The 26,446-nt window shown below is 47.0% G+C and carries 29 protein-coding genes; 28 read left to right on the top strand and 1 reads right to left on the bottom strand.

Annotated features, from left to right (window positions below; all coding sequences use genetic code 11):
- Positions 1 to 84: 84 nt before the first annotated feature.
- Positions 85 to 165 carry a stage V sporulation protein SpoVM gene (gene spoVM / locus CXL14_RS15285; protein ID WP_003154329.1) on the top strand — a complete coding sequence of 27 codons (81 nt, stop codon included), beginning with the start codon at positions 85 to 87 and terminating at the stop codon, positions 163 to 165.
- Between the two features lie 77 nt (positions 166 to 242).
- Here the strand turns inward: spoVM and rpmB are convergent, their stop codons facing one another.
- Complete coding sequence (gene rpmB, locus CXL14_RS15280; protein WP_003154328.1) at positions 243 to 431, bottom strand: 50S ribosomal protein L28; 189 nt, start codon at positions 429 to 431, stop codon at positions 243 to 245.
- A 258-nt stretch (positions 432 to 689) separates the two neighbouring features.
- Between rpmB and CXL14_RS15275 the strand changes: the two genes are divergently transcribed.
- The 27 genes from CXL14_RS15275 to sucC all read left to right on the top strand — a co-directional run bounded on the left by CXL14_RS15275 (position 690) and on the right by sucC (position 26,424).
- A complete protein-coding gene (locus CXL14_RS15275; RefSeq protein WP_003154327.1) occupies positions 690 to 1,052 on the top strand; it encodes an Asp23/Gls24 family envelope stress response protein in 363 nt (120 codons plus the stop codon).
- A 15-nt stretch (positions 1,053 to 1,067) separates the two neighbouring features.
- Complete coding sequence (locus CXL14_RS15270; protein ID WP_014417751.1) at positions 1,068 to 2,735, top strand: DAK2 domain-containing protein; 1,668 nt, start codon at positions 1,068 to 1,070, stop codon at positions 2,733 to 2,735.
- 142 nt (positions 2,736 to 2,877) lie between these two features.
- Positions 2,878 to 3,540 carry an L-serine ammonia-lyase, iron-sulfur-dependent subunit beta gene (gene sdaAB, locus CXL14_RS15265; RefSeq protein ID WP_014417752.1) on the top strand — a complete coding sequence of 221 codons (663 nt, stop codon included), beginning with the start codon at positions 2,878 to 2,880 and terminating at the stop codon, positions 3,538 to 3,540.
- A 20-nt stretch (positions 3,541 to 3,560) separates the two neighbouring features.
- Positions 3,561 to 4,463 (top strand): L-serine ammonia-lyase, iron-sulfur-dependent, subunit alpha, encoded by a 903-nt coding sequence (sdaAA, locus tag CXL14_RS15260; RefSeq protein ID WP_003154324.1) that lies wholly within the window; start codon positions 3,561 to 3,563, stop codon positions 4,461 to 4,463.
- Positions 4,441 to 6,489 carry an ATP-dependent DNA helicase RecG gene (gene recG / locus CXL14_RS15255; protein WP_014417753.1) on the top strand — a complete coding sequence of 683 codons (2,049 nt, stop codon included), beginning with the start codon at positions 4,441 to 4,443 and terminating at the stop codon, positions 6,487 to 6,489. The genes sdaAA and recG overlap by 23 nt, the downstream gene beginning before the upstream one ends.
- A gap of 106 nt (positions 6,490 to 6,595) precedes the next feature.
- Entirely contained in the window at positions 6,596 to 7,162 is a 567-nt protein-coding gene (gene fapR / locus CXL14_RS15250) for a transcription factor FapR (RefSeq protein WP_003154320.1), read from the top strand.
- 13 nt (positions 7,163 to 7,175) lie between these two features.
- On the top strand, positions 7,176 to 8,174 hold the full coding sequence (gene plsX / locus CXL14_RS15245; RefSeq protein ID WP_007409758.1) for a phosphate acyltransferase PlsX: 999 nt from the start codon (positions 7,176 to 7,178) through the stop codon (positions 8,172 to 8,174).
- Between the two features lie 18 nt (positions 8,175 to 8,192).
- Positions 8,193 to 9,146, top strand: a complete 954-nt coding sequence (fabD, locus tag CXL14_RS15240; RefSeq protein WP_007409759.1) for an ACP S-malonyltransferase — start codon at positions 8,193 to 8,195, stop codon at positions 9,144 to 9,146.
- Complete coding sequence (gene fabG / locus CXL14_RS15235) at positions 9,139 to 9,879, top strand: 3-oxoacyl-[acyl-carrier-protein] reductase (protein WP_003154312.1); 741 nt, start codon at positions 9,139 to 9,141, stop codon at positions 9,877 to 9,879. Before fabD ends, fabG begins: the two co-directional genes overlap by 8 nt.
- Positions 9,880 to 9,963: 84 nt before the next feature.
- A complete protein-coding gene (gene acpP / locus CXL14_RS15230) occupies positions 9,964 to 10,197 on the top strand; it encodes an acyl carrier protein (RefSeq protein ID WP_003154310.1) in 234 nt (77 codons plus the stop codon).
- Positions 10,198 to 10,335: 138 nt separating this feature from the next.
- Positions 10,336 to 11,085, top strand: coding sequence for a ribonuclease III (gene rncS / locus CXL14_RS15225; RefSeq protein WP_014417754.1), 750 nt, complete (start codon positions 10,336 to 10,338; stop codon positions 11,083 to 11,085).
- Positions 11,086 to 11,186: 101 nt separating this feature from the next.
- Positions 11,187 to 14,747, top strand: a complete 3,561-nt coding sequence (smc, locus tag CXL14_RS15220; RefSeq protein WP_094295747.1) for a chromosome segregation protein SMC — start codon at positions 11,187 to 11,189, stop codon at positions 14,745 to 14,747.
- A 19-nt stretch (positions 14,748 to 14,766) separates the two neighbouring features.
- Positions 14,767 to 15,756: a signal recognition particle-docking protein FtsY gene (gene ftsY, locus CXL14_RS15215; RefSeq protein WP_003154301.1), complete on the top strand. Its 990-nt coding sequence runs from the start codon at positions 14,767 to 14,769 to the stop codon at positions 15,754 to 15,756.
- 83 nt (positions 15,757 to 15,839) lie between these two features.
- Entirely contained in the window at positions 15,840 to 16,610 is a 771-nt protein-coding gene (locus tag CXL14_RS15210) for a phosphotransferase family protein (protein ID WP_094295748.1), read from the top strand.
- A gap of 121 nt (positions 16,611 to 16,731) precedes the next feature.
- Positions 16,732 to 17,064, top strand: a complete 333-nt coding sequence (locus tag CXL14_RS15205; RefSeq protein ID WP_003154299.1) for a putative DNA-binding protein — start codon at positions 16,732 to 16,734, stop codon at positions 17,062 to 17,064.
- A 13-nt stretch (positions 17,065 to 17,077) separates the two neighbouring features.
- Positions 17,078 to 18,418 (top strand): signal recognition particle protein, encoded by a 1,341-nt coding sequence (gene ffh, locus CXL14_RS15200; RefSeq protein ID WP_014417759.1) that lies wholly within the window; start codon positions 17,078 to 17,080, stop codon positions 18,416 to 18,418.
- 105 nt (positions 18,419 to 18,523) lie between these two features.
- Positions 18,524 to 18,796, top strand: coding sequence for a 30S ribosomal protein S16 (gene rpsP / locus CXL14_RS15195; RefSeq protein WP_003154296.1), 273 nt, complete (start codon positions 18,524 to 18,526; stop codon positions 18,794 to 18,796).
- Positions 18,796 to 19,041: a KH domain-containing protein gene (locus CXL14_RS15190; protein WP_007611392.1), complete on the top strand. Its 246-nt coding sequence runs from the start codon at positions 18,796 to 18,798 to the stop codon at positions 19,039 to 19,041. Before rpsP ends, CXL14_RS15190 begins: the two co-directional genes overlap by 1 nt.
- Before the next feature lie 90 nt (positions 19,042 to 19,131).
- On the top strand, positions 19,132 to 19,518 hold the full coding sequence (locus CXL14_RS15185) for a YlqD family protein (protein ID WP_003154291.1): 387 nt from the start codon (positions 19,132 to 19,134) through the stop codon (positions 19,516 to 19,518).
- Positions 19,519 to 19,522: 4 nt separating this feature from the next.
- On the top strand, positions 19,523 to 20,047 hold the full coding sequence (gene rimM / locus CXL14_RS15180) for a ribosome maturation factor RimM (RefSeq protein WP_003154290.1): 525 nt from the start codon (positions 19,523 to 19,525) through the stop codon (positions 20,045 to 20,047).
- A complete protein-coding gene (gene trmD, locus CXL14_RS15175; protein ID WP_003154289.1) occupies positions 20,044 to 20,775 on the top strand; it encodes a tRNA (guanosine(37)-N1)-methyltransferase TrmD in 732 nt (243 codons plus the stop codon). Before rimM ends, trmD begins: the two co-directional genes overlap by 4 nt.
- 140 nt (positions 20,776 to 20,915) lie before the next feature.
- Positions 20,916 to 21,263, top strand: a complete 348-nt coding sequence (rplS, locus tag CXL14_RS15170) for a 50S ribosomal protein L19 (protein WP_003154288.1) — start codon at positions 20,916 to 20,918, stop codon at positions 21,261 to 21,263.
- Between the two features lie 142 nt (positions 21,264 to 21,405).
- Entirely contained in the window at positions 21,406 to 22,254 is an 849-nt protein-coding gene (gene ylqF, locus CXL14_RS15165; RefSeq protein WP_007611396.1) for a ribosome biogenesis GTPase YlqF, read from the top strand.
- 72 nt (positions 22,255 to 22,326) lie between these two features.
- On the top strand, positions 22,327 to 23,094 hold the full coding sequence (locus CXL14_RS15160; protein WP_014417760.1) for a ribonuclease HII: 768 nt from the start codon (positions 22,327 to 22,329) through the stop codon (positions 23,092 to 23,094).
- 16 nt (positions 23,095 to 23,110) lie between these two features.
- Entirely contained in the window at positions 23,111 to 24,814 is a 1,704-nt protein-coding gene (locus CXL14_RS15155) for a hypothetical protein (protein WP_014417761.1), read from the top strand.
- The gene (locus CXL14_RS15150; RefSeq protein WP_014417762.1) at positions 24,811 to 25,092 is read left to right on the top strand and encodes a FlhB-like flagellar biosynthesis protein; all 282 of its coding nucleotides are present in this window, start codon (positions 24,811 to 24,813) and stop codon (positions 25,090 to 25,092) included. Before CXL14_RS15155 ends, CXL14_RS15150 begins: the two co-directional genes overlap by 4 nt.
- Before the next feature lie 174 nt (positions 25,093 to 25,266).
- Positions 25,267 to 26,424 (top strand): ADP-forming succinate--CoA ligase subunit beta, encoded by a 1,158-nt coding sequence (sucC, locus tag CXL14_RS15145; protein WP_003154283.1) that lies wholly within the window; start codon positions 25,267 to 25,269, stop codon positions 26,422 to 26,424.
- Positions 26,425 to 26,446: the final 22 nt, after the last annotated feature.

Genomic DNA, 26,446 nt, shown 5'->3' with positions numbered 1-26,446 from the left:
AAGCGGCTTCTGCCATATGCGGAAAAAACCATGAATCCTAAAGTGATGAACGCAGCGGATACGGGACTTATAGGAGGGGACAAAATGAAATTTTATACCATTAAATTGCCGAAGTTTTTAGGAGGAATTGTCCGGGCGATGCTGGGCTCATTTAGAAAAGAGTAAGCCCAAGAAGCTGAAATTGCCCTCTTTGAACGCATAAAAAACGCCTGCCGCATAAAAGGGCAGGCGTTCATTTTTGCTTATACACGCTCAACTTTACCGGATTTTAAAGCCCGGGCAGATACATACACTTTTTTAGGTTTGCCGTCAACGAGGATGCGGACCTTTTGAAGGTTGGCGCCCCAAGTACGCTTAGAAGCGTTCATTGCGTGAGAACGGTTGTTTCCGGCTTTTGTTTTTTTACCTGTAATAAAACATTTACGTGCCATTTGTTTCCCTCCTAACTGCGCGAAACATCTTTTCAAACATAGTTTCTCAGATGCTTTCGTTATACAATACTTTAAATAATTTACCACAGCTAAAAACCGTTTGCAACTATTGTTTCCCTTACTTTCAAGAAAAATCACTTGACATGTAAAACCAATCACATTTCCGCGCTGAAGGCCGCTGTCTGTATCTTTTCTTTTCATAATGGGATACATATAGTAGAATAATGATAACTCTATGCACCTGAAGGAGGAACCTGTGTGTCCATTGAAATGAAGACAAAATACGGACAGATTGATATATCCAACGAAGTCATCGCAATGGTTGCCGGAGGCGCTGCCATTGACTGTTACGGAATAGTGGGGATGGCCTCAAAAAACCAGATTAAAGACGGTTTGTCTGAAATCCTCCGGAGAGAGAACTTCGCAAAAGGCGTACATGTCCGTCAGGAAGCCGAACAAATACATATCGACATGTACATTATTGTCAGCTACGGCACTAAAATATCCGAAGTAGCCCACAATGTTCAGACGAAGGTAAAATACACAGTAAATCAAACAATCGGACTTGCAGTTGATTCTGTAAATATTTATGTCCAAGGCGTACGAGTAACGAACCCGTAGTGAGGAGGATGAGTATTGTCTAGACGAAACTTAGATGGGAGAGCTTTTGCGGCAATGATTCTGGCGGGGGCTGAGACATTGTCTCAAAACGCATCCGCGGTGGATGCGCTGAACGTGTTTCCCGTGCCTGACGGCGATACCGGAACAAATATGAATTTATCGATGTCATCCGGTGCAAGAGAGGTAGAGCACATTGACTCACCCGACATCGGCAAAGTCGGCATCGCCCTGTCAAAAGGCCTGCTTATGGGAGCGAGAGGAAACTCAGGGGTGATCTTGTCCCAATTGTTCAGAGGTTTCACAAAGAGCATTGAAAACAAAAACCAAATAGACGCCCAAGAATTTGCCGCAGCACTCCAAGCGGGAGTGGATATGGCATATAAGGCGGTCATGAAACCGGTTGAAGGAACGATTTTAACCGTGGCTAAGGATGCGGCTAAAAAAGCGGTCGCCTCGGCCAAAGAAGAAACCGATATTATTTCGGTCATGGAGGCCGTTATTGAAGAAGCGGAAGCGTCGCTGAACCGCACGCCGGATCTGCTTCCTGTTTTAAAGGACGTCGGTGTCGTTGACAGCGGCGGAAAAGGTCTGCTTTGTGTATATGAAGGCTTTTTGGCTGCTTTAAAAGGAGAGGCCGTACCGAAAAAAGCGGTTCTTCCGGCACTCGATGATATGGTGAATGCCGAGCATCATAAAAGCGCGCAAAGCATGCTGAGTACAGAAGACATTGAATTCGGATTTTGTACGGAAGTGATGGTGAGGCTGGATCAAGATAAACGGACGTTCAAGGAAGAGACGTTCAGAAACGAACTGAGCCGTTTCGGCGATTCATTGCTGGTCGTGGCTGATGATACGCTGGCGAAAGTCCATATTCATGCCGAAGAACCAGGGAACGTACTCAATCTCGCACAGCGTTACGGCGATTTGATTAAAATTAAAATTGAAAACATGAGGGAACAGCATACTTCAATCATCAGCCAAGAACATGATGAAAAAAAGCCGGCCGGCGTTATGAAAGAAGCCCGCAAGCCTTTTGGCATCGTGACTGTGGCAATGGGAGAGGGCATTTCTGAATTGTTTACGAGCATCGGCGCTTCACACGTAATCGAAGGCGGCCAGACAATGAATCCGAGCACGGAAGATATTGTTGAAGCCGTTCAGTCTGTCAATGCGGAGACGGTTTTCATTCTTCCGAACAATTCCAATATTGTGATGGCTGCCAATCAGGCGGCGAGCGTGGCTGAAGAAAATGTCATTGTCATTCCGGCAAAAACGGTCCCTCAAGGCATGACCGCCCTGCTTGCGTTTAACCCTGACCAGCCGGCTGACGTAAATGAAGCCAATATGCTTGAGGCCATCCGGAATGTGAAAAGCGGACAGGTGACATATTCAGTCAGAGACACCCATATTGACGGCAAAGATATTAAAAAAGGTGATTTTATCGGCATTTTAAACAGTTCAATTATCGGCAGCGCCGAAGATCGGATGAGTGCGGCAAAATTGCTGCTGGATGAAATGATCGGGGAAGAAGATGAAATTGTCACCATCTTGTACGGAGAGGACGCTCCGGAAGAAGAAGCTGAGAAACTCGCTGAGTATATTGCTAGCGTCTGTGAAGATATCGAGGTTGAAATCCATAACGGCAGACAGCCTCTGTATCCATATATATTTGCGGCAGAATAGAAGGGCTTATCAGGCCCTTCTATTCTTATGTCTTTATTTACCTGCGGCAGTGCGGCAGTGTGCCTGCTTGCCAATTGAGAAATGTTCAATTAGTCTAAAGAAAAGCGCTGAATGAAGTGATGTTAAGGAGGAACAAACCAGCATGAAGTATAGAAGCGTTTTTGATATTATCGGCCCGGTAATGATCGGTCCGTCCAGTTCACATACCGCAGGCGCCGCCCGGATCGGCAGAGTGGCCAGAAGCCTATTCAGGCGGGAGCCCCGCCGGATCATTGTGTCTTTTTACGGATCATTTGCGGAGACGTATAAGGGTCACGGCACTGATGTCGCGATTATCGGCGGCCTGCTTGATTTTGATACATTTGATGAACGGATTAAAACAGCGATTCAAATTGCGGAAGAGAAGGGCATATATGTAGAGTTCCGTACAGAGGATGCCGTGCCCGTTCATCCGAATACGGCGCGTCTCGTCATTTCTGATGATGAGGGAGAGCTTGCCCTTACCGGTATTTCCATCGGCGGCGGAAAAATAGAAATCACGGAGCTCAACGGCTTTGAGCTGCGTCTTTCCGGAAACCATCCGGCTATTTTAGTCGTTCACAATGATAAATTCGGCACGATTGCAGGCGTTGCCAATGTGCTGGCGAAATTCTCCATCAACGTCGGACATATGGAAGTGGCGCGTAAGGACGTCGGCCAGCTTGCGCTGATGACGATTGAGGTCGATCAGAATATTGAAGAAGAAGTGCTTGACGAGCTTTCAACACTTCCTAATATTATACAGGTTACTAAGATAGCTGACTAAAAAGTCAGGAGGAAAATGACATGTTTCGTAATGTAAAAGAATTAATAGAAATCACTCAAGAAAAACAAATTCCGATTTCGGAAGTGATGATCACGCAAGAGATGGAAGTGACGCAAAAAACGCGGGAAGAAATCTTTCAAGGAATGGAGCGCAATCTCTCCGTCATGGAAGCAGCTGTTGAAAAAGGGCTGAAGGGCGTCACGAGTCAGACCGGTTTAACAGGCGGAGATGCCGTGAAACTTCAGGCATACATCCAATCGGGAAGAAGCCTGTCGGGCAATCTGATTTTAGACGCCGTTTCTAAAGCTGTGGCGACAAATGAAGTCAATGCGGCGATGGGAACGATCTGCGCTACACCGACCGCCGGCTCTGCCGGGGTTGTGCCGGGAACGTTATTCGCCGTAAAGCATAAGCTGAACCCTACGACAGAACAAATGATCCGTTTTCTGTTTACAGCCGGCGCGTTCGGTTTTGTCGTAGCAAACAATGCGAGTATTTCAGGAGCGGCAGGAGGCTGTCAGGCGGAAGTCGGGTCAGCATCAGGCATGGCAGCGGCTGCGATTGTGGAAATGGCGGGCGGAACGCCTCAGCAATCAGCGGAAGCAATGGCGATTACACTGAAAAATATGCTCGGTCTCGTATGTGACCCGGTCGCCGGATTGGTAGAAGTGCCGTGTGTCAAACGAAACGCAATGGGAGCATCCAACGCAATGATCGCGGCGGATATGGCGCTGGCCGGGATTACAAGCCGCATTCCTTGCGATGAGGTGATTGACGCGATGTACAAAATCGGCCAGACAATGCCGACAGCACTGCGTGAAACGGGACAAGGCGGTTTAGCCGCGACACCGACGGGAAGAGAATTAGAGAAAAAAATTTTCGGAGGAGCGCTGAAATCAAGTGACACACCATCAGCAAACTAGTATAGCGGAAATTAAGGGCATTGGGCCGGAAACAGAAAAAACATTGCACGAACTAGGTATCTATGACATTTCTGATCTTCTGAATTATTTCCCTTACCGTTATGACGACTATGAGCTGAGGGATTTAGAAGAAGTAAAACATGAAGAAAGAGTGACGGTAGAAGGGAAGGTTCATTCAGAACCTTCTCTTACCTATTACGGCAAAAAACGAAACAGGCTGACATTCAGGGTGCTTGTCGGCAATTATTTAATTACCGCGGTCTGCTTTAACCGTCCCTACTTAAAAAAGAAACTGACGTTAGGTTCAGTCGTCACGATATCCGGGAAATGGGATAAACACAGACAGACCGTTTCCGTGCAGGAATTAAAAAACGGTCCTCATCAAGAAGATAAAAGCATTGAGCCTGTTTATTCCGTTAAAGAAAACGTCACCGTAAAAATGATGAGACGGTTTATTAAGGAAGCGCTGCAGCATCATTTGGACAGTGCGGCCGATCCGCTTCCTGAAAAATTGAGAATCCGCTACAAGCTGCCTGATTACAAACATGCCCTGCAGACGATGCATCAGCCTGAAACGAGGGAATCGTTACAGCAGGCCAGGCGCCGGTTTGTTTACGAGGAATTCTTATTATTTCAGCTGAAAATGCAGGCGTTCCGTAAAGCGGAAAGGGAACAGTCAAAAGGCATCAGCCATGTGTTTCCTGCTGAAAAGCTCGCTGCTTTCACAGACAGCCTGCCGTTTTCGCTCACAACCGCACAGACGCGCGTGCTTCGGGAAATTACCGCTGATATGACATCCCCTTACCGAATGAACCGTCTGCTGCAAGGTGATGTCGGTTCAGGGAAAACGGCCGTCGCCGCCATCGCTTTGTACGCTGCGATTCTGTCGGGGTATCAGGGGGCATTAATGGTGCCGACTGAAATTCTGGCCGAACAGCATGCAGATTCTCTCGTATCGTTGTTTGCAAATGAAGATGTAAATATCGCGCTTTTGACGAGTTCTGTAAAAGGAAAGCGGCGCAGGGAGCTTTTGGAGCGGCTTGCTCTCGGAGAGATTGATATTTTAGTAGGGACCCATGCTTTAATCCAGGACGAAGTGGAATTTAAAGCGCTGAGCCTTGTCATTACGGACGAGCAGCACAGGTTCGGAGTCGAACAGCGCAAAAAACTCAAGAATAAAGGTCAGGATCCGGATGTGCTGTTTATGACAGCCACTCCGATTCCGAGAACGTTGGCCATTACCGTCTTCGGAGAAATGGATGTTTCCGTGATAGATGAAATGCCCGCGGGGCGAAAACAAATCGAAACGTATTGGGTGAAACACGACATGCTGGAGCGGATTTTGGCTTTTATAGAAAAAGAGCTGAAACAGGGAAGGCAAGCCTATATTATCTGCCCGCTCATTGAAGAGTCGGATAAACTGGATGTGCAGAATGCGATTGACGTATATAACATGCTGTCTGACGTTTACCGCGGTAAATGGAATGTCGGCCTGATGCACGGGAAGCTCCATTCTGATGAAAAAGATCAGGTGATGAGAGAATTCAGCGCCAATCAATGTCAGGTACTTGTGTCAACAACCGTCGTAGAAGTCGGGGTGAACGTGCCCAATGCGACGATTATGGTCATCTATGACGCCGACCGTTTCGGATTATCTCAGCTCCATCAGCTCCGCGGCCGGGTCGGGCGGGGAGACCACCAATCTTTCTGCATCCTGATGGCCGATCCGAAATCCGAAACCGGGAAGGAACGGATGAGAATCATGTCGGAGACAAACGACGGCTTTGAACTGTCTGAAAAGGACCTTGAACTGCGCGGCCCCGGTGATTTCTTCGGGAAAAAACAGAGCGGTATGCCCGAGTTCAAGGTGGCGGATATGGTTCATGACTACAGAGCTTTGGAAACGGCCCGCCAGGATGCGGCCAATCTGGTGTCTTCAGAGGCTTTTTGGAAAGATGACGAATACCGTATGCTGCGCGGCCAATTACTTTCAAGCGGCGTCCTAGAAGGGGAGAAATTAAGCTGATTCTGTAAAATTCGGCGGCTTTCAAAAAACAATCATTGCATTCCAATCTATGAGATTATATACTACTATTAGTACCTAGTCTTAATTGTCCGGATGGTGTTTACAGATGAGAAGAAGCAAGAAAGAACGCCAAAAATTATTGCAGCAGACGATCAAATCGACACCCTTCATCACAGATGAAGAATTAGCGGGGAAATTCGGCGTCAGCATTCAGACGATCCGTTTAGACCGCTTAGAGCTCTCAATACCGGAGCTGAGGGAAAGAATTAAAAACGTGGCAGAACAAACGCTTGATGATGAAGTGAAATCACTGTCTTTAGACGAAGTGATCGGTGAAATTATTGATCTGGAGCTTGACGGCCAGGCCATTTCCATATTAGAAGTAAGACGCGAACATGTCTTCAGCCGCAATCAAATTGCGCGGGGGCATCATTTGTTTGCGCAGGCGAACTCACTCGCCGTAGCCGTCATTGATGATGAGCTGGCGCTGACCGCAAGCGCAAATATCCGCTTTACAAGACAGGTGAAAGAAGGCGAGCGCGTCGTTGCGAAAGCCAAAGTGACGGCAGTCGAAAAAGAAAAAGGCAGAACGGTAGTTGAAGTCAACAGCTATGTGGGAGAAGAAGTCGTGTTCTCCGGCAGCTTTGACATGTACCGTTCAAAACAATCATAAAGGTGGAGCATGCATGAGAATAGCTGTAGATGCAATGGGAGGCGACAACGCACCCAAAGCTGTTATTGACGGAGTAATGAAGAGTATTGAGGCATTTGACGATCTTCATATTACGCTGGTCGGTGACAAGACAACGATAGAATCACACTTGCCAACAACATCAGACCGCATCACTGTGTTGCACGCCGATGAAGTGATTGAACCGACGGATGAACCGGTCCGCGCCGTACGCAGAAAGAAAAACTCTTCTATGGTGCTGATGGCGCAGGAAGTGGCTGAAAACAGAGCGGACGCCTGCATCTCAGCGGGGAATACAGGCGCACTCATGACAGCGGGACTGTTTATCGTCGGCAGAATTAAAGGAATCGACCGGCCTGCGCTTGCGCCGACGCTTCCGACCGTTTCAGGCGACGGTTTCCTTCTTTTGGACGTGGGAGCCAATGTCGATGCCAAACCGGAGCATCTCGTCCAGTACGGAATTATGGGATCTGTATATGCCCGGCAGGTTCTCGGAATCAGCTCGCCCCGCGTCGGATTGTTAAATGTCGGCACGGAAGAAAAGAAAGGAAACGACCTGACAAAAAAGACGTTTGAATTATTAAAAGAAACAAACGTGAATTTTGTCGGAAACGTTGAGGCGAGAGACTTGCTCGAAGGCGCTGCTGACGTCATCGTCACAGACGGCTTTACGGGCAACGTCACGTTGAAAACATTGGAAGGTTCAGCGTTATCGATTTTCAAAATGCTGAAAGATACACTGACTTCAAGTTTTGTTTCTAAGCTCGCAGCGGGAGTGCTGAAGCCGAAGCTGATGGAAATGAAACTGAAAATGGACTATTCTGAGTACGGCGGGGCGAGTCTTTTCGGTTTGAAAGCGCCCGTCGTTAAAGCGCACGGCTCTTCTGACGCACGCGCTGTTTACCATGCGCTGCGCCAGGCGAGAGAAATGGTCAGCCAAAACGTGGCCGCATTTATAGAAGAAGAAGTAAAAGAAGAAAAAACAGATGAGTAGTCTGGAGGTTACCGCATCATGAGTAAGATTGCATTTTTATTTCCCGGACAGGGATCACAATATATCGGTATGGGAAAAGACCTGTACGAACGCGAAGAAGCGTCAAAACGTATTTTTGATGAAGCGGATGAAACGCTTGAAACAAAGCTGAGCTCGCTCATTTTTGAAGGTGACGCCGAAGAATTGACCCTTACATACAATGCGCAGCCTGCGCTGTTGACAACGAGCATCGCCGTATTGGAAAAGTTTAAAGAATCCGGCATCACCCCTGATTTCACCGCCGGCCACAGCCTCGGAGAATATTCGGCGCTTGTTGCGGCGGGAGCGATGACATTTAAAGATGCCGTTTACACGGTAAGAAAACGGGGAGAATTCATGAATGAAGCCGTGCCGGCCGGAGAAGGCGCCATGGCAGCTATTCTCGGAATGGATGCAGAGTCCTTGAAAAAGGTAACGGATCAAGTGACGGAAAACGGTCATCTCGTACAGCTTGCAAACTTGAACTGCCCCGGCCAGATCGTAATTTCCGGAACGGCAAAAGGCGTGGAGCTGGCTTCAGAAGAAGCGAAAAACAACGGAGCAAAACGGGCAATCCCATTAGAAGTAAGCGGACCGTTCCATTCTGAATTAATGAAGCCGGCAGCGCAAAAACTCGAGGAGGTGCTCAGCGCCTGTGAGTTGAAAAATGCGGCTGTTCCCGTGATTTCAAACGTTTCGGCTGACGTTATGACAGAAAAAGACGATATCAAGAAAAAACTGATCGAACAGCTGTATTCACCTGTTCGCTTTGAAGAAACCATTAACAAACTGATTGACGAAGGTGTCACGACGTTTGTTGAAATCGGGCCCGGAAAAGTGCTTTCAGGCCTTGTGAAAAAAGTGAACCGCCGCCTTAAAACAATCGCGGTTTCTGACCATGAAACCATCGAACTGGCGATTCAAACGCTGAAGGAGGAGAATCAGGATGCTTAATGAAAAAACAGCAGTGGTAACGGGAGCGTCCCGCGGAATCGGGCGGGCGATCGCGCTTGATCTTGCGAAAAACGGCTGTAACGTAGTAGTCAACTACTCCGGGAATGAAGCGAAAGCGAACGAAGTCGTAGATGAAATCAAATCTTTGGGCCGAAACGCGATCGCGGTAAAAGCCGATGTATCAAATTCCGAAGAAGTACAAAACATGATGAAAGAGGCTGTCGCTGCATTTTCTTCAATCGACATTCTCGTGAACAATGCGGGGATCACAAAAGACAATCTTCTGATGAGAATGAAAGAAAATGAATGGGATGATGTCATTAACATTAACCTAAAAGGTGTATTCAACTGCACGAAAGCCGTTACAAGACAGATGATGAAACAGCGCTCCGGCCGGATTATCAACGTATCATCAATCGTCGGCGTCAGCGGAAACCCCGGCCAGGCGAACTACGTGGCGGCAAAAGCCGGTGTAATCGGCTTAACGAAGTCATCAGCCAAAGAGCTTGCGAGCCGCAATATTACGGTTAATGCCATTGCTCCGGGCTTTATTTCCACGGATATGACGGACAAGCTTTCTAAAGAAGTCCAAGATGAAATGCTGAAGCAGATTCCGCTCGCGCGTTTCGGTGATCCTTCCGATATCAGCAGCGTTGTTACGTTCCTTGCTTCTGAAGGATCGCGTTATATGACGGGCCAAACCCTTCATATTGACGGCGGAATGGTGATGTAAAGATTTGTTTTTAAAATTTCATCCTAGTTTCTCTAGTTTTTTAAAAACGAATCCACTATAATACTTGAGGGGAGGTGAATTGCTATGGCAGATACATTAGAGCGTGTAACGAAAATCATCGTAGACCGCCTTGGCGTTGATGAAGCTGACGTCAAACTTGAAGCTTCTTTCAAGGAAGACTTAGGTGCTGATTCCCTAGATGTAGTTGAGCTTGTTATGGAACTTGAAGACGAGTTTGATATGGAGATTTCTGACGAAGATGCTGAAAAGATTGCAACAGTCGGCGACGCTGTGAACTACATACAAAACCAGCAATAAGCTGATGCTAAAAGTCCCGCCTGACAGCGGGGCTTTAGCCCTTTAATCGTTCGGTTACCGGCGTCTGACGCTGTACGCGCTGCCGATTCCGTTTACGGCGGGGAGCGCGGTGAACCTGATGTGCCTATGGAGGTTACTATGTCAAAACACTCACATTTTAAAGATAAAAAAAAGTTCTATAAAAAAATAGAGCAATTTAAAGAGTTCCAAGAACGGATTTCGGTTCATTTTCAAAACGAGAAACTTTTGTATCAAGCATTTACACATTCATCTTATGTGAATGAGCATCGGAAAAAGCCGTATGAAGACAATGAAAGGCTTGAATTTTTAGGTGACGCTGTTTTGGAACTGACGATCTCCCAATTCTTATTTGCCAAATATCCGGCCATGAGTGAAGGAGATTTGACGAAGCTGAGAGCCGCTATCGTATGCGAGCCGTCACTCGTCTCACTTGCCCATGAATTGTCATTCGGCGATCTTGTTCTCTTGGGAAAAGGAGAAGAAATGACGGGCGGCAGAAAGCGTCCTGCGCTTTTAGCGGATGTGTTTGAAGCGTTTATCGGCGCACTGTATCTGGATCAGGGCCTTGAGCCGGTTCAGCAATTCCTGAAAGTGTACGTGTTCCCTAAAATAAACGATGGTGCTTTTTCTCATGTGATGGATTTCAAAAGCCAGCTTCAAGAATTTGTACAGCGGGACGGAAAAGGATCGCTTGAGTACAAAATTCTCAATGAAAAAGGGCCTGCCCACAACCGGGAATTCGAGGCGCTTGTCTCTCTTAAAGGTGAGGCGCTCGGTATCGGGAACGGACGTTCCAAAAAAGAAGCCGAGCAGCATGCGGCACAGGAAGCTCTTGCAAAAATGCAAAAACATCATACGAAACAATAAAATCCCCCTGTTTCCCTAGGGGGATTTCAGTATGTCTGCGCCTGATATAAGCGGGTGATTATGATAATATTGAGATACTTATACGATAAGGAGGATCTGGGATGTTCCTCAAACGTTTAGACGTTATAGGATTTAAATCATTTGCAGAACGGATATCCGTTGACTTTGTAAAAGGCGTCACGGCCGTTGTCGGTCCGAACGGCAGCGGAAAGAGCAACATTACCGAAGCCATCCGCTGGGTGCTCGGCGAACAATCAGCCCGCTCGCTTCGGGGCGGAAAAATGGAAGATATCATTTTTGCTGGAAGTGATTCGCGCAAGCGGCTGAACCTTGCCGAAGTTACGTTAACGCTTGATAATGAAGATCATTTTCTCCCGATCGATTATCACGAAGTCAGCGTGACGAGACGGGTGTACCGCTCTGGAGAAAGTGAATTTCTCATCAACAATCAGCAGTGCCGCCTGAAAGATATCATTGACTTATTTATGGACTCCGGGCTCGGGAAAGAAGCATTCTCTATTATCAGCCAGGGGAAAGTCGAAGAGATTCTCAGCAGCAAAGCGGAAGACCGCCGCAGTATTTTTGAAGAAGCGGCCGGCGTGCTGAAATATAAAACAAGAAAGAAAAAAGCGGAAAACAAACTGTTTGAGACGCAGGATAACTTAAACAGGGTGGAAGATATTCTCCACGAGCTTGAAGATCAGGTCGAACCGCTGAAAATCCAGGCTTCAATCGCCAAAGACTACTTAGAAAAAAAGAAAGAGCTTGAACATGTCGAAATCGCCCTTACCGCCTTTGACATCGAAGAACTGCATGGCAGATGGTCGGGTTTAAAAGAAAAGGTGCAGGCGGCAAAAGAAGAAGAATTGGCGGAATCATCGGCTCTGTCCGCAAAAGAAGCGATGATAGAAGAGACGAGAGATAAAATCCACGCGCTTGATGAATCCGTCAACGAACTGCAGCAGGTTCTGCTCGTGACAAGTGAAGAGCTGGAAAAGCTGGAAGGCCGGAAAGAAGTGCTGAAAGAGCGCAAAAAAAACGCCGCGCAAAACCGGGAACAGCTTGAGGAATCCGTTACACATTACACGAACAAAGAAGCCGAACTGAAAGCGGACATTGAAAAACAGTCTGCCGTCTATGATAAACTTCGTGCGGAAGTGAAGCGGTTAAACGCCCAGGTGAAAGAAAAGCAGCAGGCTCTCAGTCTGCATAATGAAAATGTAGAAGACAAAATCGAACAATTAAAAAGCGATTACTTTGAATTGTTAAACAGTCAGGCGTCGATTCGCAACGAGCTGCAGCTTTTAGATGACCAGATGTCCCAATCTGCGGTTCAGCAGGCGAGACTGACAGCAAACAATGAAAAATACCTTGAAGAACGTAACGATATTGCAGTCCGCAAAGCGGCGTGCGAAGAAGAATTGGCCTCCGTTGAAGAGGATATTCACAATCAGGTCGTCCGCTTTCGCGAAGTCCAGACAGCATATGAACAGAAAAAACGCCAATATGAAAAGAAAGAATCTGCGCTGTATCAGGCATATCAATTCGTCCAGCAGGCCAGATCCAAAAAAGATATGCTTGAAACGATGCAAGGCGATTTTTCAGGATTTTACCAAGGCGTAAAAGAAGTGCTGAAACAGAAAGAGCAGCTTGGCGGCATCCGCGGCGCCGTTCTCGAACTGATTGCCACCGAACAAAAATATGAAACGGCGATCGAGATTGCACTCGGCGCAGCGGCGCAGCACGTTGTCACAGACGATGAGCAGGCGGCGCGGAAAGCGATTCAATATTTAAAACAGAATTCCTTCGGCCGCGCGACGTTCCTGCCGCTTACGGTTATGAAACCGCGCCAGCTCCAAACCCGTGATGAACAGACGGCTCAGAAGCATCCGTCTTTCCTCGGCACAGCAAGCGGGCTTGTCACATATGATGCGGCGTATCGGAATGTCATTCAAAACCTTCTCGGCACCGTGCTGATCACTGAAGATTTAAAAGGCGCGAATGAACTGGCCAAGCTTCTCGGGCACCGCTACCGCATCGTGACGCTTGAGGGTGATGTCGTCAATCCAGGCGGATCAATGACAGGCGGCGCGGTCAAAAAGAAAAACAATTCTCTGCTCGGCAGAAGCCGTGAGCTTGAGACGGTGACTGCGCGGCTTGCCGAAATGGAAGAAAAAACAGCTCTGCTCGAAAAAGAGGTCAAAACGCTGAAGCAGGCCATTCAAGAGCTTGAACATACGCTGAGCGGTCTCCGTGAAGACGGTGAAGCTTTCAGAACAAAGCAGCAGGATGTAAAAGGCAGGCTGTATGAACTCGAAGTCGCTGAAAAGAACATCAATACCCATCTGGAGCTTTACGATCAGGAGAAAGCATCACTGACGGAAAGCAGCCGGGAAAAAGAGACGCGCAAATCAGCTCTGGAAGAACAGCTGAGTGAGGCATCCGGCCAGCTGAAAGAGCTTGAGGAAGAGATGGAAAGGCTGACAAAACAAAAGCAGACCCTATCCTCAACAAAAGAAACGCTCTCTCATGAACTGACGGAATGTAAAGTGGCCGCTGCGAAAAAAGAACAGGCGTGCTCGAGTGAAGAAGACAACCTCAAAAGGCTGAAAAAAGAGCTTGAGGAAACGCAGCTCGCTCTGAAAGAAACACGGGAAGATTTAAGCCTCCTGACCTCAGAGATGACGTCCAGCACAAGCGGTGAGGAGCAGCTTGAAGAAGCAGCCCATCATAAGCTTCACGATAAAACGAGAACAATCGAATTGATCGCCAGCCGGCGCGACCAGCGTGTGAAGCTTCAGAGGGCGCTTGATACGAACGAACTTGAGCTGAAAGAGATGAAGCGTCTCTACAAGCAAAAAACAGAAATTCTGAAAGATGAAGAGGTAAAACTCGGCCGGATGGAAGTTGAGCTTGATAATCTCTTGCAGTATTTACGCGAGGAATACAGCTTATCCTTTGAAGGGGCAAAAGAACAATATCAGCTCGAACTCGAGCCTGAAGAGGCGAGAAAACGGGTCAAGCTGATCAAGCTTTCAATTGAAGAGCTCGGAACGGTCAATCTCGGCAGCATCGATGAATTTGAAAGAGTAAACGAACGGTATCAGTTTTTAACAGAGCAGAAAAATGACCTGACGGAAGCGAAAAACACACTGTTTCAAGTCATTGAAGAAATGGATTCTGAAATGACGAAGCGATTCCATGAAACGTTTATCCAGATCCGTTCTCAATTCAACGACGTGTTCCGTTCTTTATTCGGAGGAGGAAGGGCTGAACTGAAGCTGACTGATCCGAATGATCTTCTTAACTCCGGGGTGGACATTATCGCGCAGCCTCCGGGCAAAAAACTGCAAAACTTAAATCTTTTGTCAGGGGGAGAACGGGCGCTGACTGCCATTGCCCTTTTATTCTCCATTCTGAAAGTAAGGCCCGTGCCGTTCTGCGTCCTTGATGAAGTGGAAGCTGCGCTTGATGAAGCCAATGTATTCAGGTTTGCGCAATATTTAAAAAAATACAGCAGCGACAGCCAGTTTATCGTCATCACCCACAGAAAAGGCACCATGGAAGAAGCGGATGTCCTCTACGGTGTTACGATGCAGGAATCCGGCGTTTCCCGAATGGTTTCGGTCAAACTGGAAGAAACAAAAGAATTCGTTCAGTAACGAGGAAAGAGGTTGAAAGATGAGCTTTTTTAAAAAATTAAAAGAGAAAATCACGAAACAGACAGACTCCGTCTCTGAAAAATTTAAAGATGGTCTTGAAAAAACAAGAAATTCCTTCTCGAATAAAGTGAACGAACTCGTCTCCCGCTACCGGAAAGTCGACGAGGATTTCTTCGAGGAGCTTGAGGAAGTGCTGATTGGCGCTGACGTCGGTTTTACAACCGTTATGGAGCTGATTGATGAGCTCAAAAAAGAAGTGAAGCTGAAAAACATCCAGGATCCTCAGGAAGTGCAGTCCGTCATTTCTGAAAAGCTTGTCGACATTTATAACAGCGGCGACGAACAGATTTCTGAATTAAATATTCAGGACGGGCGCCTGAACGTTATTCTGCTTGTCGGGGTAAACGGCGTCGGAAAAACGACAACGATCGGAAAACTTGCCCATAAGCTGAAGAATGAAGGCAAATCCGTTGTGCTCGCTGCCGGAGACACCTTCAGAGCCGGGGCGATTGAACAGCTTGAAGTGTGGGGGGAGCGTACAGGCGTGCCTGTCATTAAGCAGGCTGCCGGAAGCGACCCTGCGGCGGTTATTTATGATGCCGTACACGCGGCTAAAGCAAGAGGAGCGGATGTGCTGATTTGTGATACGGCCGGCCGCCTTCAGAATAAAGTAAACTTAATGAAAGAGCTTGAAAAAGTCAAACGCGTCATCGAACGCGAAGTGCCTGAGGCTCCGCATGAGGTTCTCCTTGCGCTTGACGCGACGACAGGCCAAAATGCGATGGCGCAGGCGAAAGAATTCTCCAAAGCGACGAATGTGACGGGTATCGCGTTAACGAAGCTTGACGGCACCGCAAAAGGCGGTATCGTCCTGGCAATCCGCAATGAGCTTCACATCCCCGTGAAACTTGTCGGCCTCGGAGAAAAGGTTGACGACCTCCAGCGGTTTGATGCAGAATCTTACGTATACGGTCTCTTTTCTGATTTAGTTGAAAAAGCCGAGGATTAATGAATAAAAAACGAGTATAAAATGGACGGTTTTATACTCGTTTTTTTATACGCATTGATAGATCGGAATGGAGGGGGCAATTGTTGGACAAATGGCTGAAAGCTGAATTGGAAAGTAAGATCGGCGCGATAAACCATATGTCGCTGTTGGGTGAACAGGGAGGCACTTCAACCGTTCGAAAAATAGTGACCGGCCAAGACGCATTTCTGCTGAAAAGTTCTTTTCAACAGAAGTATCGGGAATGGTTAATGAGAGAAGCCTTCGTTTTACAAAAACTGACGGAAACTCGTCGTCTGCCTGTTCCTGTTTATTATGGGATGATACAGGAACAGCATGCCAGCCATATCATCATGTCATTTGAGGATGGAATCACCCTGACTTCGGCTTTAAGAAAAGCAAAAGGGAATACTGAAAAGAAAAAGCTGATCAAAAGTTTCGGCCGGTTTCTGCAACGGCTGCATGAAACCGACATGGTCTCTGGTTTACAGCCGGAAACAGACTGGCTCGATCTGCAAATCAAACGAGCCGGAGAATATGTCAAAAAAGGACAGGCTGAAGGAAGTGCGGAGCTTTTGAAGGAATTGGACAGGTACAGGCCTGTTCCTGTTCAGCAGACAATGATTCACGGTGACTGCACGACTGATAATGTGCTGGTGAAAGACGGAGAGGTCTATCTGTTTATCGATGCTGCGGGAATATCGGCGGGAGATCCGCGATATGATGAATCATTAGCGATCAGTCATTTTGTCACAAATGAAGCATGCCTCAATGCTTTTTACGAAGGTTATTGCCGCTACCGTGTATCAAAACAAGAATTCGAGTATTTTAACGACGGTCTATATGAATTTTTTTGAAAAAACTTATGATGTAAAAAGAGCATCATGCTTTGACAAGATAAAAACTTGACACACGCTCTGAAACCATGTAAACTAAGTTTTTGTAAAGGGATTTGACTTAACAAAGGGGAGAGCTCAAATGTCGCTCGAAAAAACGACGAGAATGAACTATTTATTTGACTTCTATCAGTCGTTGCTGACGTCAAAACAAAAGAGCTATATGTCGCTTTATTATCTGGACGATTTCTCCCTTGGTGAAATAGCCGAAGAGTATGACGTTTCAAGGCAAGCCGTTTACGATAACATCAAACGGACTGAAGCGATGCTTGAACAATATGAAGAAAAACTGCTCCTTTTTAAAAAGTTTCAGGAGCGTAAAGAAATGTTTACAAAGCTGAAAGAGCTTGCTTCCGGGTTGCAGGAAGAGGAAAAAATGACGGCTCTGATTGAAGCGCTTGAGAAATTAGATTAGGAGGCGGCAAACAATGGCATTTGAAGGATTAGCCGACCGACTGCAAAAGACGATTTCAAAAATCCGCGGAAAAGGAAAAGTCAGCGAACAAGACGTAAAAGAGATGATGCGTGAAGTTCGTCTTGCGCTTCTTGAGGCTGACGTTAACTTTAAAGTCGTAAAGGATTTTGTGAAAAAAGTAAGTGAACGGGCTGTCGGACAGGACGTTATGCAGAGTCTGACACCCGGTCAGCAGGTTATTAAAGTCGTAAAAGAAGAGCTTACCGAGCTGATGGGCGGCGAAGAAAGCAAAATTGCCGTCGCCAAACGCCCGCCGACCGTTATTATGATGGTCGGGCTCCAAGGTGCCGGTAAAACGACAACCACGGGGAAGCTTGCCAACCTGCTGCGCAAAAAACATAACCGCAAACCGCTGCTCGTGGCTGCGGATATTTACCGCCCCGCCGCGATTAAACAGCTGGAAACCCTGGGGAAACAGCTTGATATGCCGGTCTTTTCGCTTGGCGATCAGGTCAGCCCGGTGGAAATTGCCAGACAGGCGATTGAAAAAGCGAAGGAAGAGCATCATGATTATGTGATTTTAGATACCGCCGGACGGCTGCACATCGATCATGAACTGATGGATGAGCTCTCCGGCGTAAAGGAAGTCGCAAATCCTGAGGAAATTTTCCTTGTCGTCGACTCAATGACCGGTCAGGATGCGGTAAACGTCGCCAAAAGCTTTAATGACCAGCTCGGTTTAACGGGTGTCATTTTAACAAAGCTTGACGGGGATACCCGCGGAGGTGCGGCGCTTTCTATCCGCGCGGTCACCGAAACGCCGATTAAATTCGCCGGAATGGGAGAAAAGCTCGATGCTCTTGAAGCGTTCCATCCTGAACGGATGGCATCCCGGATTCTCGGAATGGGTGACGTGCTGACGCTGATTGAAAAAGCTCAGGCGACCGTTGATGAAGACAAAGCCAAAGAGCTTGAGCAGAAAATGAGAACGATGAGCTTCACATTGGATGATTTTCTGGAGCAGCTCGGCCAGGTCCGAAACATGGGGCCTCTTGACGAACTGCTGCAAATGATGCCCGGCGCAGGCAAAATGAAAGGCTTAAAAAACATCCAAGTCGATGAAAAACAGCTGAATCATGTGGAAGCGATCATTAAATCAATGACTGTTCTTGAAAAAGAACAGCCGGATATTATTAACGCCAGCCGGCGGAAGCGGATTGCCAAAGGAAGCGGAACATCCGTTCAGGAAGTCAACCGTCTTTTAAAGCAGTTTGAGGAAATGAAAAAAATGATGAAGCAGATGACCAACATGTCAAAAGGGAAGAAAAAAGGCTTTAAATTACCTTTTATGTAATCGGTTATACATGATAAAACCGTTGTTAAGAAAAAACACTTTACAAACACTTTTATCATTGTTAATATACTATCTTGTTGAAATATTTTCGGAGGTGCTAGTAAAATGGCAGTAAAAATTCGTTTAAAACGTATGGGAGCAAAAAAATCTCCTTTCTATCGTATTGTTGTAGCAGATTCTCGTTCACCGCGTGACGGCCGTTTCATCGAAACAGTCGGCACATACAACCCGGTTGCAAAGCCGGCTGAAGTGAAAATCAACGAAGAGCTTGCTCTTAAATGGCTTCAAACAGGAGCTAAACCTTCTGATACAGTCCGCAACTTGTTCTCAAGCCAAGGAATTATGGAAAAATTCCACAACGCTAAACAAGGCAAGTAATGACTGATCAGAACTTGGAAGATTTGATTGTCAGCATTGTGGCTCCGCTTGTCGACCATCCGGAAGACATAACGGTCACAAAGGAAGAGACTGATCAAAAGATTGCGCTGCGCTTATCTGTCAATAAGTCAGATACCGGTAAGATTATCGGAAAGCAAGGCCGGACTGCAAGAGCGATTCGAACCGTCGTTTTTGCAGCTGGCGCACAGTCTTCTAAGAAAGTTCAATTTGAAATATTTGACTGAAAAAGGGAGAGGGCCGGCACCTCCCCTTTTTTTACACGTAAAAAAGGCAAATGAACAGAAATATGTTGGAAGAGTGGGGAGTCTGGTCCTATGCAGATTATTCACAGGGTAACCGTTATGCAGGTTCTGACCGAGCAAAGCAAGGAAAAGCTTTTGGCCTCTTTTGCAGAAAAAAAGCAAACGCTTGAACGAGAATGCAGCCAGCTCTATTTTCAGCTTAGAAAACATGAAAAAGATCAGCAGAATCCCGATGTAGCGGAATCTTTTAAAAAAGCCATTGAAAAAAGACAAGACAAAATCAAAATGATCGATTTCCAAATAAGCCAGACAGAGTCGCTCCCGCTTGGAAGCGAAGTGAAGGAAAAGGAGATCGATGCGCTGCTTTCAATCAATGTCGGTGATAACTGGCATGAAAAAACAGCGGCAAATACCATCGTCATAAAAGACGGGGTAGTAATTGAAATCCGCCCGAGGTGATAATATGACAAACAGATGGTTTAATGTAGGCAAAATTGTAAATACCCACGGCATTAAAGGCGAAGTGCGGGTCATTTCTAAAACGGACTTTGCCGAAGAACGGTACAAGCCCGGCAATACGCTCTATTTGTTTGCGGAAGGGGCTGCGGAGCCAATCAAAGTAACGGTCAGCGCCCACAGGCTCCACAAACAGTTTCACCTGCTGCAATTCAAAGAAATGCCGAGTCTCAATGAAGTCGAACACTTAAGAAACATGGTGATCAAAGTCCCTGAAGAAGACTTGGGAGAGCTTGAAGAAGATGAATTTTATTTTCATGAAATCATCGGCTGCGAGGTTGTGTCAGAAGACGGGGAACTGATCGGCACAGTGAAGGAAATCTTGACGCCCGGGGCTAATGACGTATGGGTGGTTGCAAGAAAAGGCAAAAAAGATGCGCTCATTCCGTATATTGCTTCTGTGGTAAAGGATATTAATATAAATGAGAAGAAAATTAAGATTCATGTAATGGAAGGGTTAATAGACGAATGAAAATCGACTTTTTAACACTGTTTCCCGAAATGTTTCAAGGGGTGCTCGGCTCATCCATTCTGCAAAAAGCACAGGAAAAAGAGGCTGTCCGTTTTGACGTCATCAATTTCCGGGCTTTTTCGGATAATAAACACCAAACGGTTGATGATTACCCGTACGGCGGGGGAGCCGGGATGGTGTTAAAGCCGCAGCCCGTATTTGATGCGGTTGAAAAGCTGACAGCCGGTACGGACGCCAAGCCGCGCATTATTCTCGTCTGCCCGCAAGGTGAGCGTTATACGCAGAAGAAAGCCGAGGAGCTGGCGGAAGAGGAACATCTCATGTTTATTTGCGGACATTATGAAGGGTATGATGAACGGATCCGGGAACATCTTGTCACTGATGAAATCTCCATCGGGGATTTTGTGCTGACCGGGGGAGAGCTCCCTGCCATGATGATTGCCGACAGCGTTGTCAGGCTTTTGCCGGGCGTCCTCGGAAAAGAAGCATCCCACGTGGAGGATTCCTTCAGCACGGGGCTTTTAGAGCACCCGCACTATACGAGGCCCGCAGATTATAAAGGCTTAAAAGTGCCCGAGACCCTTCTGTCCGGCAACCATGCCAAAATACAAGAATGGCGCAATAAAGAATCAATCAGAAGAACCTTTTTAAGACGTCCGGATCTTCTTGAAAACTATCCTCTCACTGATGAGCAAAGAAAATGGATTTCCGAGTGGGAAAACGAATAGATTCTATTGCGCAGGTGATGAAGATATGATAAGATACTACTTGTGGCTTAAGGAGGCTTATCCTTCAGAAGCTTGAAAACGATGTTCCGCTGTGCCTTGCAGTTGTGGCCAAGAGCATCTGTTGGAAGGAGTTGAAAACGATGCAAAAACTAATTCAAGATATCACAAAAGAACAGCTTCGCACTGATCTTCCTGCGTTCCGTCCTGGTGACACTTTACGTGTACACGTAAAAGTTGTTGAGGGTAACCGTGAGCGTATCCAGATCTTCGAAGGTGTTGTGATCAAGCGTCGTGGTGGTGGAATCAGCGAAACGTTTACAGTTCGTAAGATTTCTTACGGTGTTGGCGTTGAACGTACATTCCCTGTACACACACCAAAAATCGCGAAAATCGAAGTTGTACGTTACGGTAAAGTACGTCGCGCTAAGCTTTACTACCTGCGTGAACTTCGCGGAAAAGCGGCTCGTATTAAAGAAATCAGACGATAATGATAACGAACGAAAAGAGCTTGTTACCCGTAACAGGCTCTTTTTTTATATGAAATTTGTAAAAGCGGAACAAGCAACGTAAAATACATAAGAGATCATCGGAACATCCGGTTCCGGTAAATAAGGCAGGTGTCGAAGTCACATGACCATTCAATGGTTCCCGGGCCATATGGCTAAAGCGAGACGGGAAGTAACAGAAAAACTGAAATTAATTGATATCGTATACGAATTGGTGGATGCGAGAATCCCGATGTCATCGAGAAATCCGATGATTGAGGAGATTTTAAAAAATAAGCCGCGCATTATGCTTTTAAATAAAGCCGATAAGGCGGATGCGGCTGTGACTGCCCAGTGGAAGGACCACTTTCAGGAACAGGGCATTCCCTCTCTTTCAATAAACTCCGTTAACGGGCAGGGACTGCATCAAATCGTGCCGTCCTCGAAAGAGCTGCTGAAAGATAAGTTCGATAAAATGAAAGCAAAAGGCATTAGGCCAAGAGCAATCCGCGCATTAATCATCGGCATTCCGAATGTCGGCAAATCTACGCTCATTAACCGGCTGGCCAAGAAAAACATTGCCAAGACGGGAGACAGGCCTGGCATTACCACTTCACAGCAGTGGGTAAAGGTAGGCAAGGAATTAGAGCTGCTCGATACACCGGGAATTTTATGGCCTAAATTTGAAGATGAGCTTGTCGGCTTGCGCCTGGCGATCACCGGGGCGATTAAAGATACGATTATCAACCTGCAGGATGTGGCCGTCTTCGGGCTGCGCTTTCTGGAAGAGCATTATCCCGACCGCTTGAAGGAGCGCTACGGACTTCAGGAAATCCCTGAGGATATCGCCGCTCTTTTCGACGCGATCGGTGAAAAACGCGGCTGTTTGATGGGCGGCGGAATGGTTGACTATGATAAAACAACGGAAGTCATCATTCGGGACATCCGGACGGAAAAATTCGGCAGGCTTTCATTTGAAACGCCATCAGAATAAAGACGCGCAGCGATGCGGGTCTTTATTTTTTCCGCAGAACACCGATATACATAATGTAAGGGAGAAGAGAACGTGAATACATTAACCGTAAAAAGCGTAAAAGAACGCCTGCAAGAGGTCAGGGACGAAAGCGACCCCTTCCTTGCCCAATGTGAGAAAGACCCGAGAAAAAGCGTACAGACGCTTTTAGAGCAATGGCTGAAAAAGCACGCGAAGGAAAAAGCTCTTAAAGAGCAATGGCTGAACATGACGGCATACGAAAGACTGTCATCCAAAAAGGGCTTCCGCCTGATTGCGGGTGTTGACGAAGCCGGAAGAGGGCCGCTAGCCGGACCGGTTGTCGCCGGCGCCGTCATTTTGCCGGCAGAATGCGAGATTCTCGGTCTCACGGACTCGAAGAAATTGTCGGAAAAGAAGCTCGAGGAATATTACAGCCGGATCACGGAAGAAGCGGCGGCTGTAGGAGTCGGCATTGTCCATGCGGACGTCATTGACCGGATCAACATTTATGAGGCCGCGAGACTGGCGATGGTAAAAGCCGTCAATGCTTTAACGGAAACACCTGATTATCTGCTTGTTGATGCCATGACCCTTCCGCTTGACATTCAGCAGTCATCAGTTATAAAAGGGGATGCCAAAAGCGTGTCAATTGCCGCCGGAGCCTGCATAGCAAAAGTAACGCGGGACCGTCTCATGGCTGAGTACGCCAAAACCTACCCCATGTACGGCTTTGAAAAAAATAAAGGCTACGGAACGAAAGAACATCTTGAAGCTCTTCAGGCATACGGACCGACAACTATTCACCGAAAAACGTTCGCTCCCGTTCAATCTTATTGTTAGAAAAGAGGCTTAAGACATGAACATAAGCGGCGAAATCCAAGCGGCTTTCAGACAGCTGACGGCGGAAATCCCTCCGGACCGGCAAGACGGCGGTAAAGACAGCAGCGCTCAAAGGCTGCTGTTAGGGAAGGTTCTCCGTTTGCTGGACGATCAAAGCGCTCTTATCCAAATCGGCGGCCGGACGATGCAGGGAAAACTTGAAACCGCCCTTCGTCCGCAGGCGTATTACTGGTTTTCTTATGACAAACAGCCGGCGGAGAAAACGGGCCGGCTTCATGTCATCGACCAATTCGAAGGAAGCCCGAAAACCGTTCAGGAAGCGGCGGGAAGACTGTTAAACGCTCTTTCTGTCAAACCAGGCCCTGTGTCTCTGCAGATTGCCGAAACGTTTATGCAGCAGAAGCTGCCGATGACGGAAAACAGCCTCAAAGCCTGCATCCGCTGGGCTGAATCGCTTCCGGCCTCCGAATTGAAAAAAGCGGCGGAAACAATCGTATTTGCGCTGAAACGGGAACTGCCCGCACATCCGGAAGTCTTGTCAGCCATTCATGCCGTTAAATATCCGGTTCCGACCCGGCGCCTCCTCTCAGGACTGCTTCAGGCAATCAATCAGGCTCCGCAATCGGCAAAAGAGCTGTCTGTGCTCAAAGAGGCGGTTTCTGACGTGTTAAACGCGGAAACGGATCTTCATGCAGAACGTCTCTTGAAGAAGCTTGCCGAGGCTGCACGCATGCCGACCTCAGAAACCGGGCTGATGGATGAAGGAGAACGGACGGAATCAAAACAGTCACCATTTGTCCGAGAGACTCGTGAAAACGGAAAGGCAGTCTCAAGCCAACCTTCTCCTCCGAGTGCACGGACAGATCCGGAACTTCCTGAAAAAACGGCAAAACAGATTATAGAGAAACTAATGACATCGGCAGAAAAAACTGAAAACCGTCCCGTAAAAGTAACGGCGGAGATCATTAAGGCTTTCATTTCTCAAGAAAAAACATTTAAAACAGCACCTGTTCTTCAAAAAGCACATTTGACAGAACAGGAGGCGGCTGTTTTCGAAAAAGCCGTTCAGCTCACCGAATTGAAATATGCGGAAAAACATGATGTATTAAGCCTTTTGCAGAAAATCAAAAAAGGACTGGGCACGCGTGATGAATTATCATTCATTACAGCGCTTGAAAAAGGCGTGTCTCCGCAGCCGGAGAAACAAGCGCTGAAAACAGCCCTCCAAGCCGTCCGGACGCTTCAAGAAGCGCCCCAATCCGTTAAACAAGAGGCGGAACCGCTTATTCATAAATTAAACGGCCAGCTGTTTATTGAGCAGCATAACCCTTCTTTTACGCAGATGGTGCTGTCATTTCCGCTGGGTGCGTCCGCGTATGAGAATGACATCACAGTTCTTTTTAAAGGACGGAAGAAGCCGGACGGAAAACTCGATCCGTCACATTGCAGGCTCCTGTTTTTGCTGCATCTTGAAACACTGCAAGAAACCGTTGTGGACTGCATGATTCAGCAAAATGTAATGACCATTACGGTTGAGACTGATTTTGAGCTTCAGGCGGCCATCGACCCTCTCGTACCGGCTTTAAAAGAAGCCGTAAAAGAAACGGGCTTCAGCCTGTCAGGCGTCACGTCTAAAAAACGGCGCCCGAAAGACCAGAGCGCTCTTGTGGAAGAGTTTATAGAAAAAGACGGGGGAAGAAAAGTGGATGTGAAAATATGAAAGAGCAAACGCCGTTAAGAAGAGCTGTCGCCCTGCATTACGACCGGCAGAAAGACCAAGTTCCAAAGGTTGTCGCAACAGGCAGAGGGCACGTGGCGGAAAATATTATAAAAGAAGCTGAGAAGGCTGGGGTCCCCATTCAGGAAGACAGAACCCTTGTCGAATTAATGCGCCATTTGACGGTTGACGATCAGATACCGGAGGCGCTTTATGAAACCGTTGCCGAAATTTTTTCATTTGTTTACAGACTGGACGAAACCCTGAAAAACGAAAAATAAGGACCATTCATTTCCCGGACTCCGTTTAAATTTATATTTTCAATAAAATAAAAGTTAGAATGTTTGGAAGGATATAAAGATTTTGTTTTGAACCCTAGACAATTCTTCCAGTATTATATAGAATGAAAGCGCAGTCTATTTTTAGTTTTGCTACATAAGTTAGGAGGATGGGAAATGAATATCCATGAGTACCAGGGAAAAGAAGTCCTCAGAAAATACGGGGTGTCTGTTCCTGAAGGTAAAGTGGCTTTTACAGCAGAGGAAGCAGTTGAAAAAGCAGAGAGCCTGTCAAGCTCGGTTTATGTCGTAAAGGCGCAAATCCATGCTGGCGGCCGCGGCAAAGCTGGTGGGGTAAAGATTGCAAAAACAAAAGATGAAGTGAAAGAGTATGCCGAAGAACTGTTAGGCAAGACGCTCGTCACACATCAAACGGGTCCGGACGGACAAGTAATAAAACGCTTACTTATTGAAGAAGGCTGCGATATTAAAAAGGAATACTATGTCGGGCTTGTACTTGACCGCGCTACTTCAAGAATCGTTTTAATGGCGTCTGAAGAAGGCGGAACGGAGATTGAAGAAGTAGCGGAAAAAACACCTGAAAAAATTAAAAAAGCGGTAATTGATCCGGCTGTCGGCCTTCAGGGCTATCAGGCAAGGGAAATTGCATTCGCAATTAACATCCCGAAAGAGCTTGTCGGCAAAGCCGCTAAATTTATGCTCGGTTTATACAAAGCATTTGTTGAGAAGGACTGCTCCATCGCCGAGATCAACCCTCTCGTCGTTACGGGGGACGGAAACGTCATGGCGCTGGATGCTAAGCTGAACTTCGACAGCAATGCGTTATACAGACAAAAAGACATTATGGAATACAGAGATTTAGATGAAGAAGATCCGAAAGAAATCGAAGCGTCAAAATACGATTTAAGCTACATTTCCCTTGATGGAAATATCGGCTGTATGGTAAACGGCGCGGGTCTTGCAATGTCTACAATGGATATCATTAAACACTACGGCGGAGAACCTGCAAACTTCCTTGATGTCGGGGGCGGCGCAACCGCAGAAAAAGTTACGGAAGCTTTTAAAATCATTCTTTCCGATCAAAACGTAAAAGGAATTTTCGTTAATATTTTCGGAGGCATCATGAAGTGTGATGTCATCGCCGAGGGCGTTGTTGAAGCGACGAGACAAGTCGGATTGACATTGCCGCTGGTCGTGCGCCTTGAAGGGACAAACGTAGATTTAGGAAAGAAAATCCTGAATGAATCAGGCTTAAACATCACATCTGCGGAATCAATGGCAGACGGCGCACAGAAAATCGTATCCTTAGTTTAGGAAAGAATGAAAGGCAGGGGAC

The organism is Bacillus sp. SJ-10, assembly GCF_002843505.1.
GTDB lineage: Bacteria > Bacillota > Bacilli > Bacillales > Bacillaceae > Bacillus > Bacillus velezensis.
This window is presented reverse-complemented; position numbering and strand designations above follow the sequence as displayed.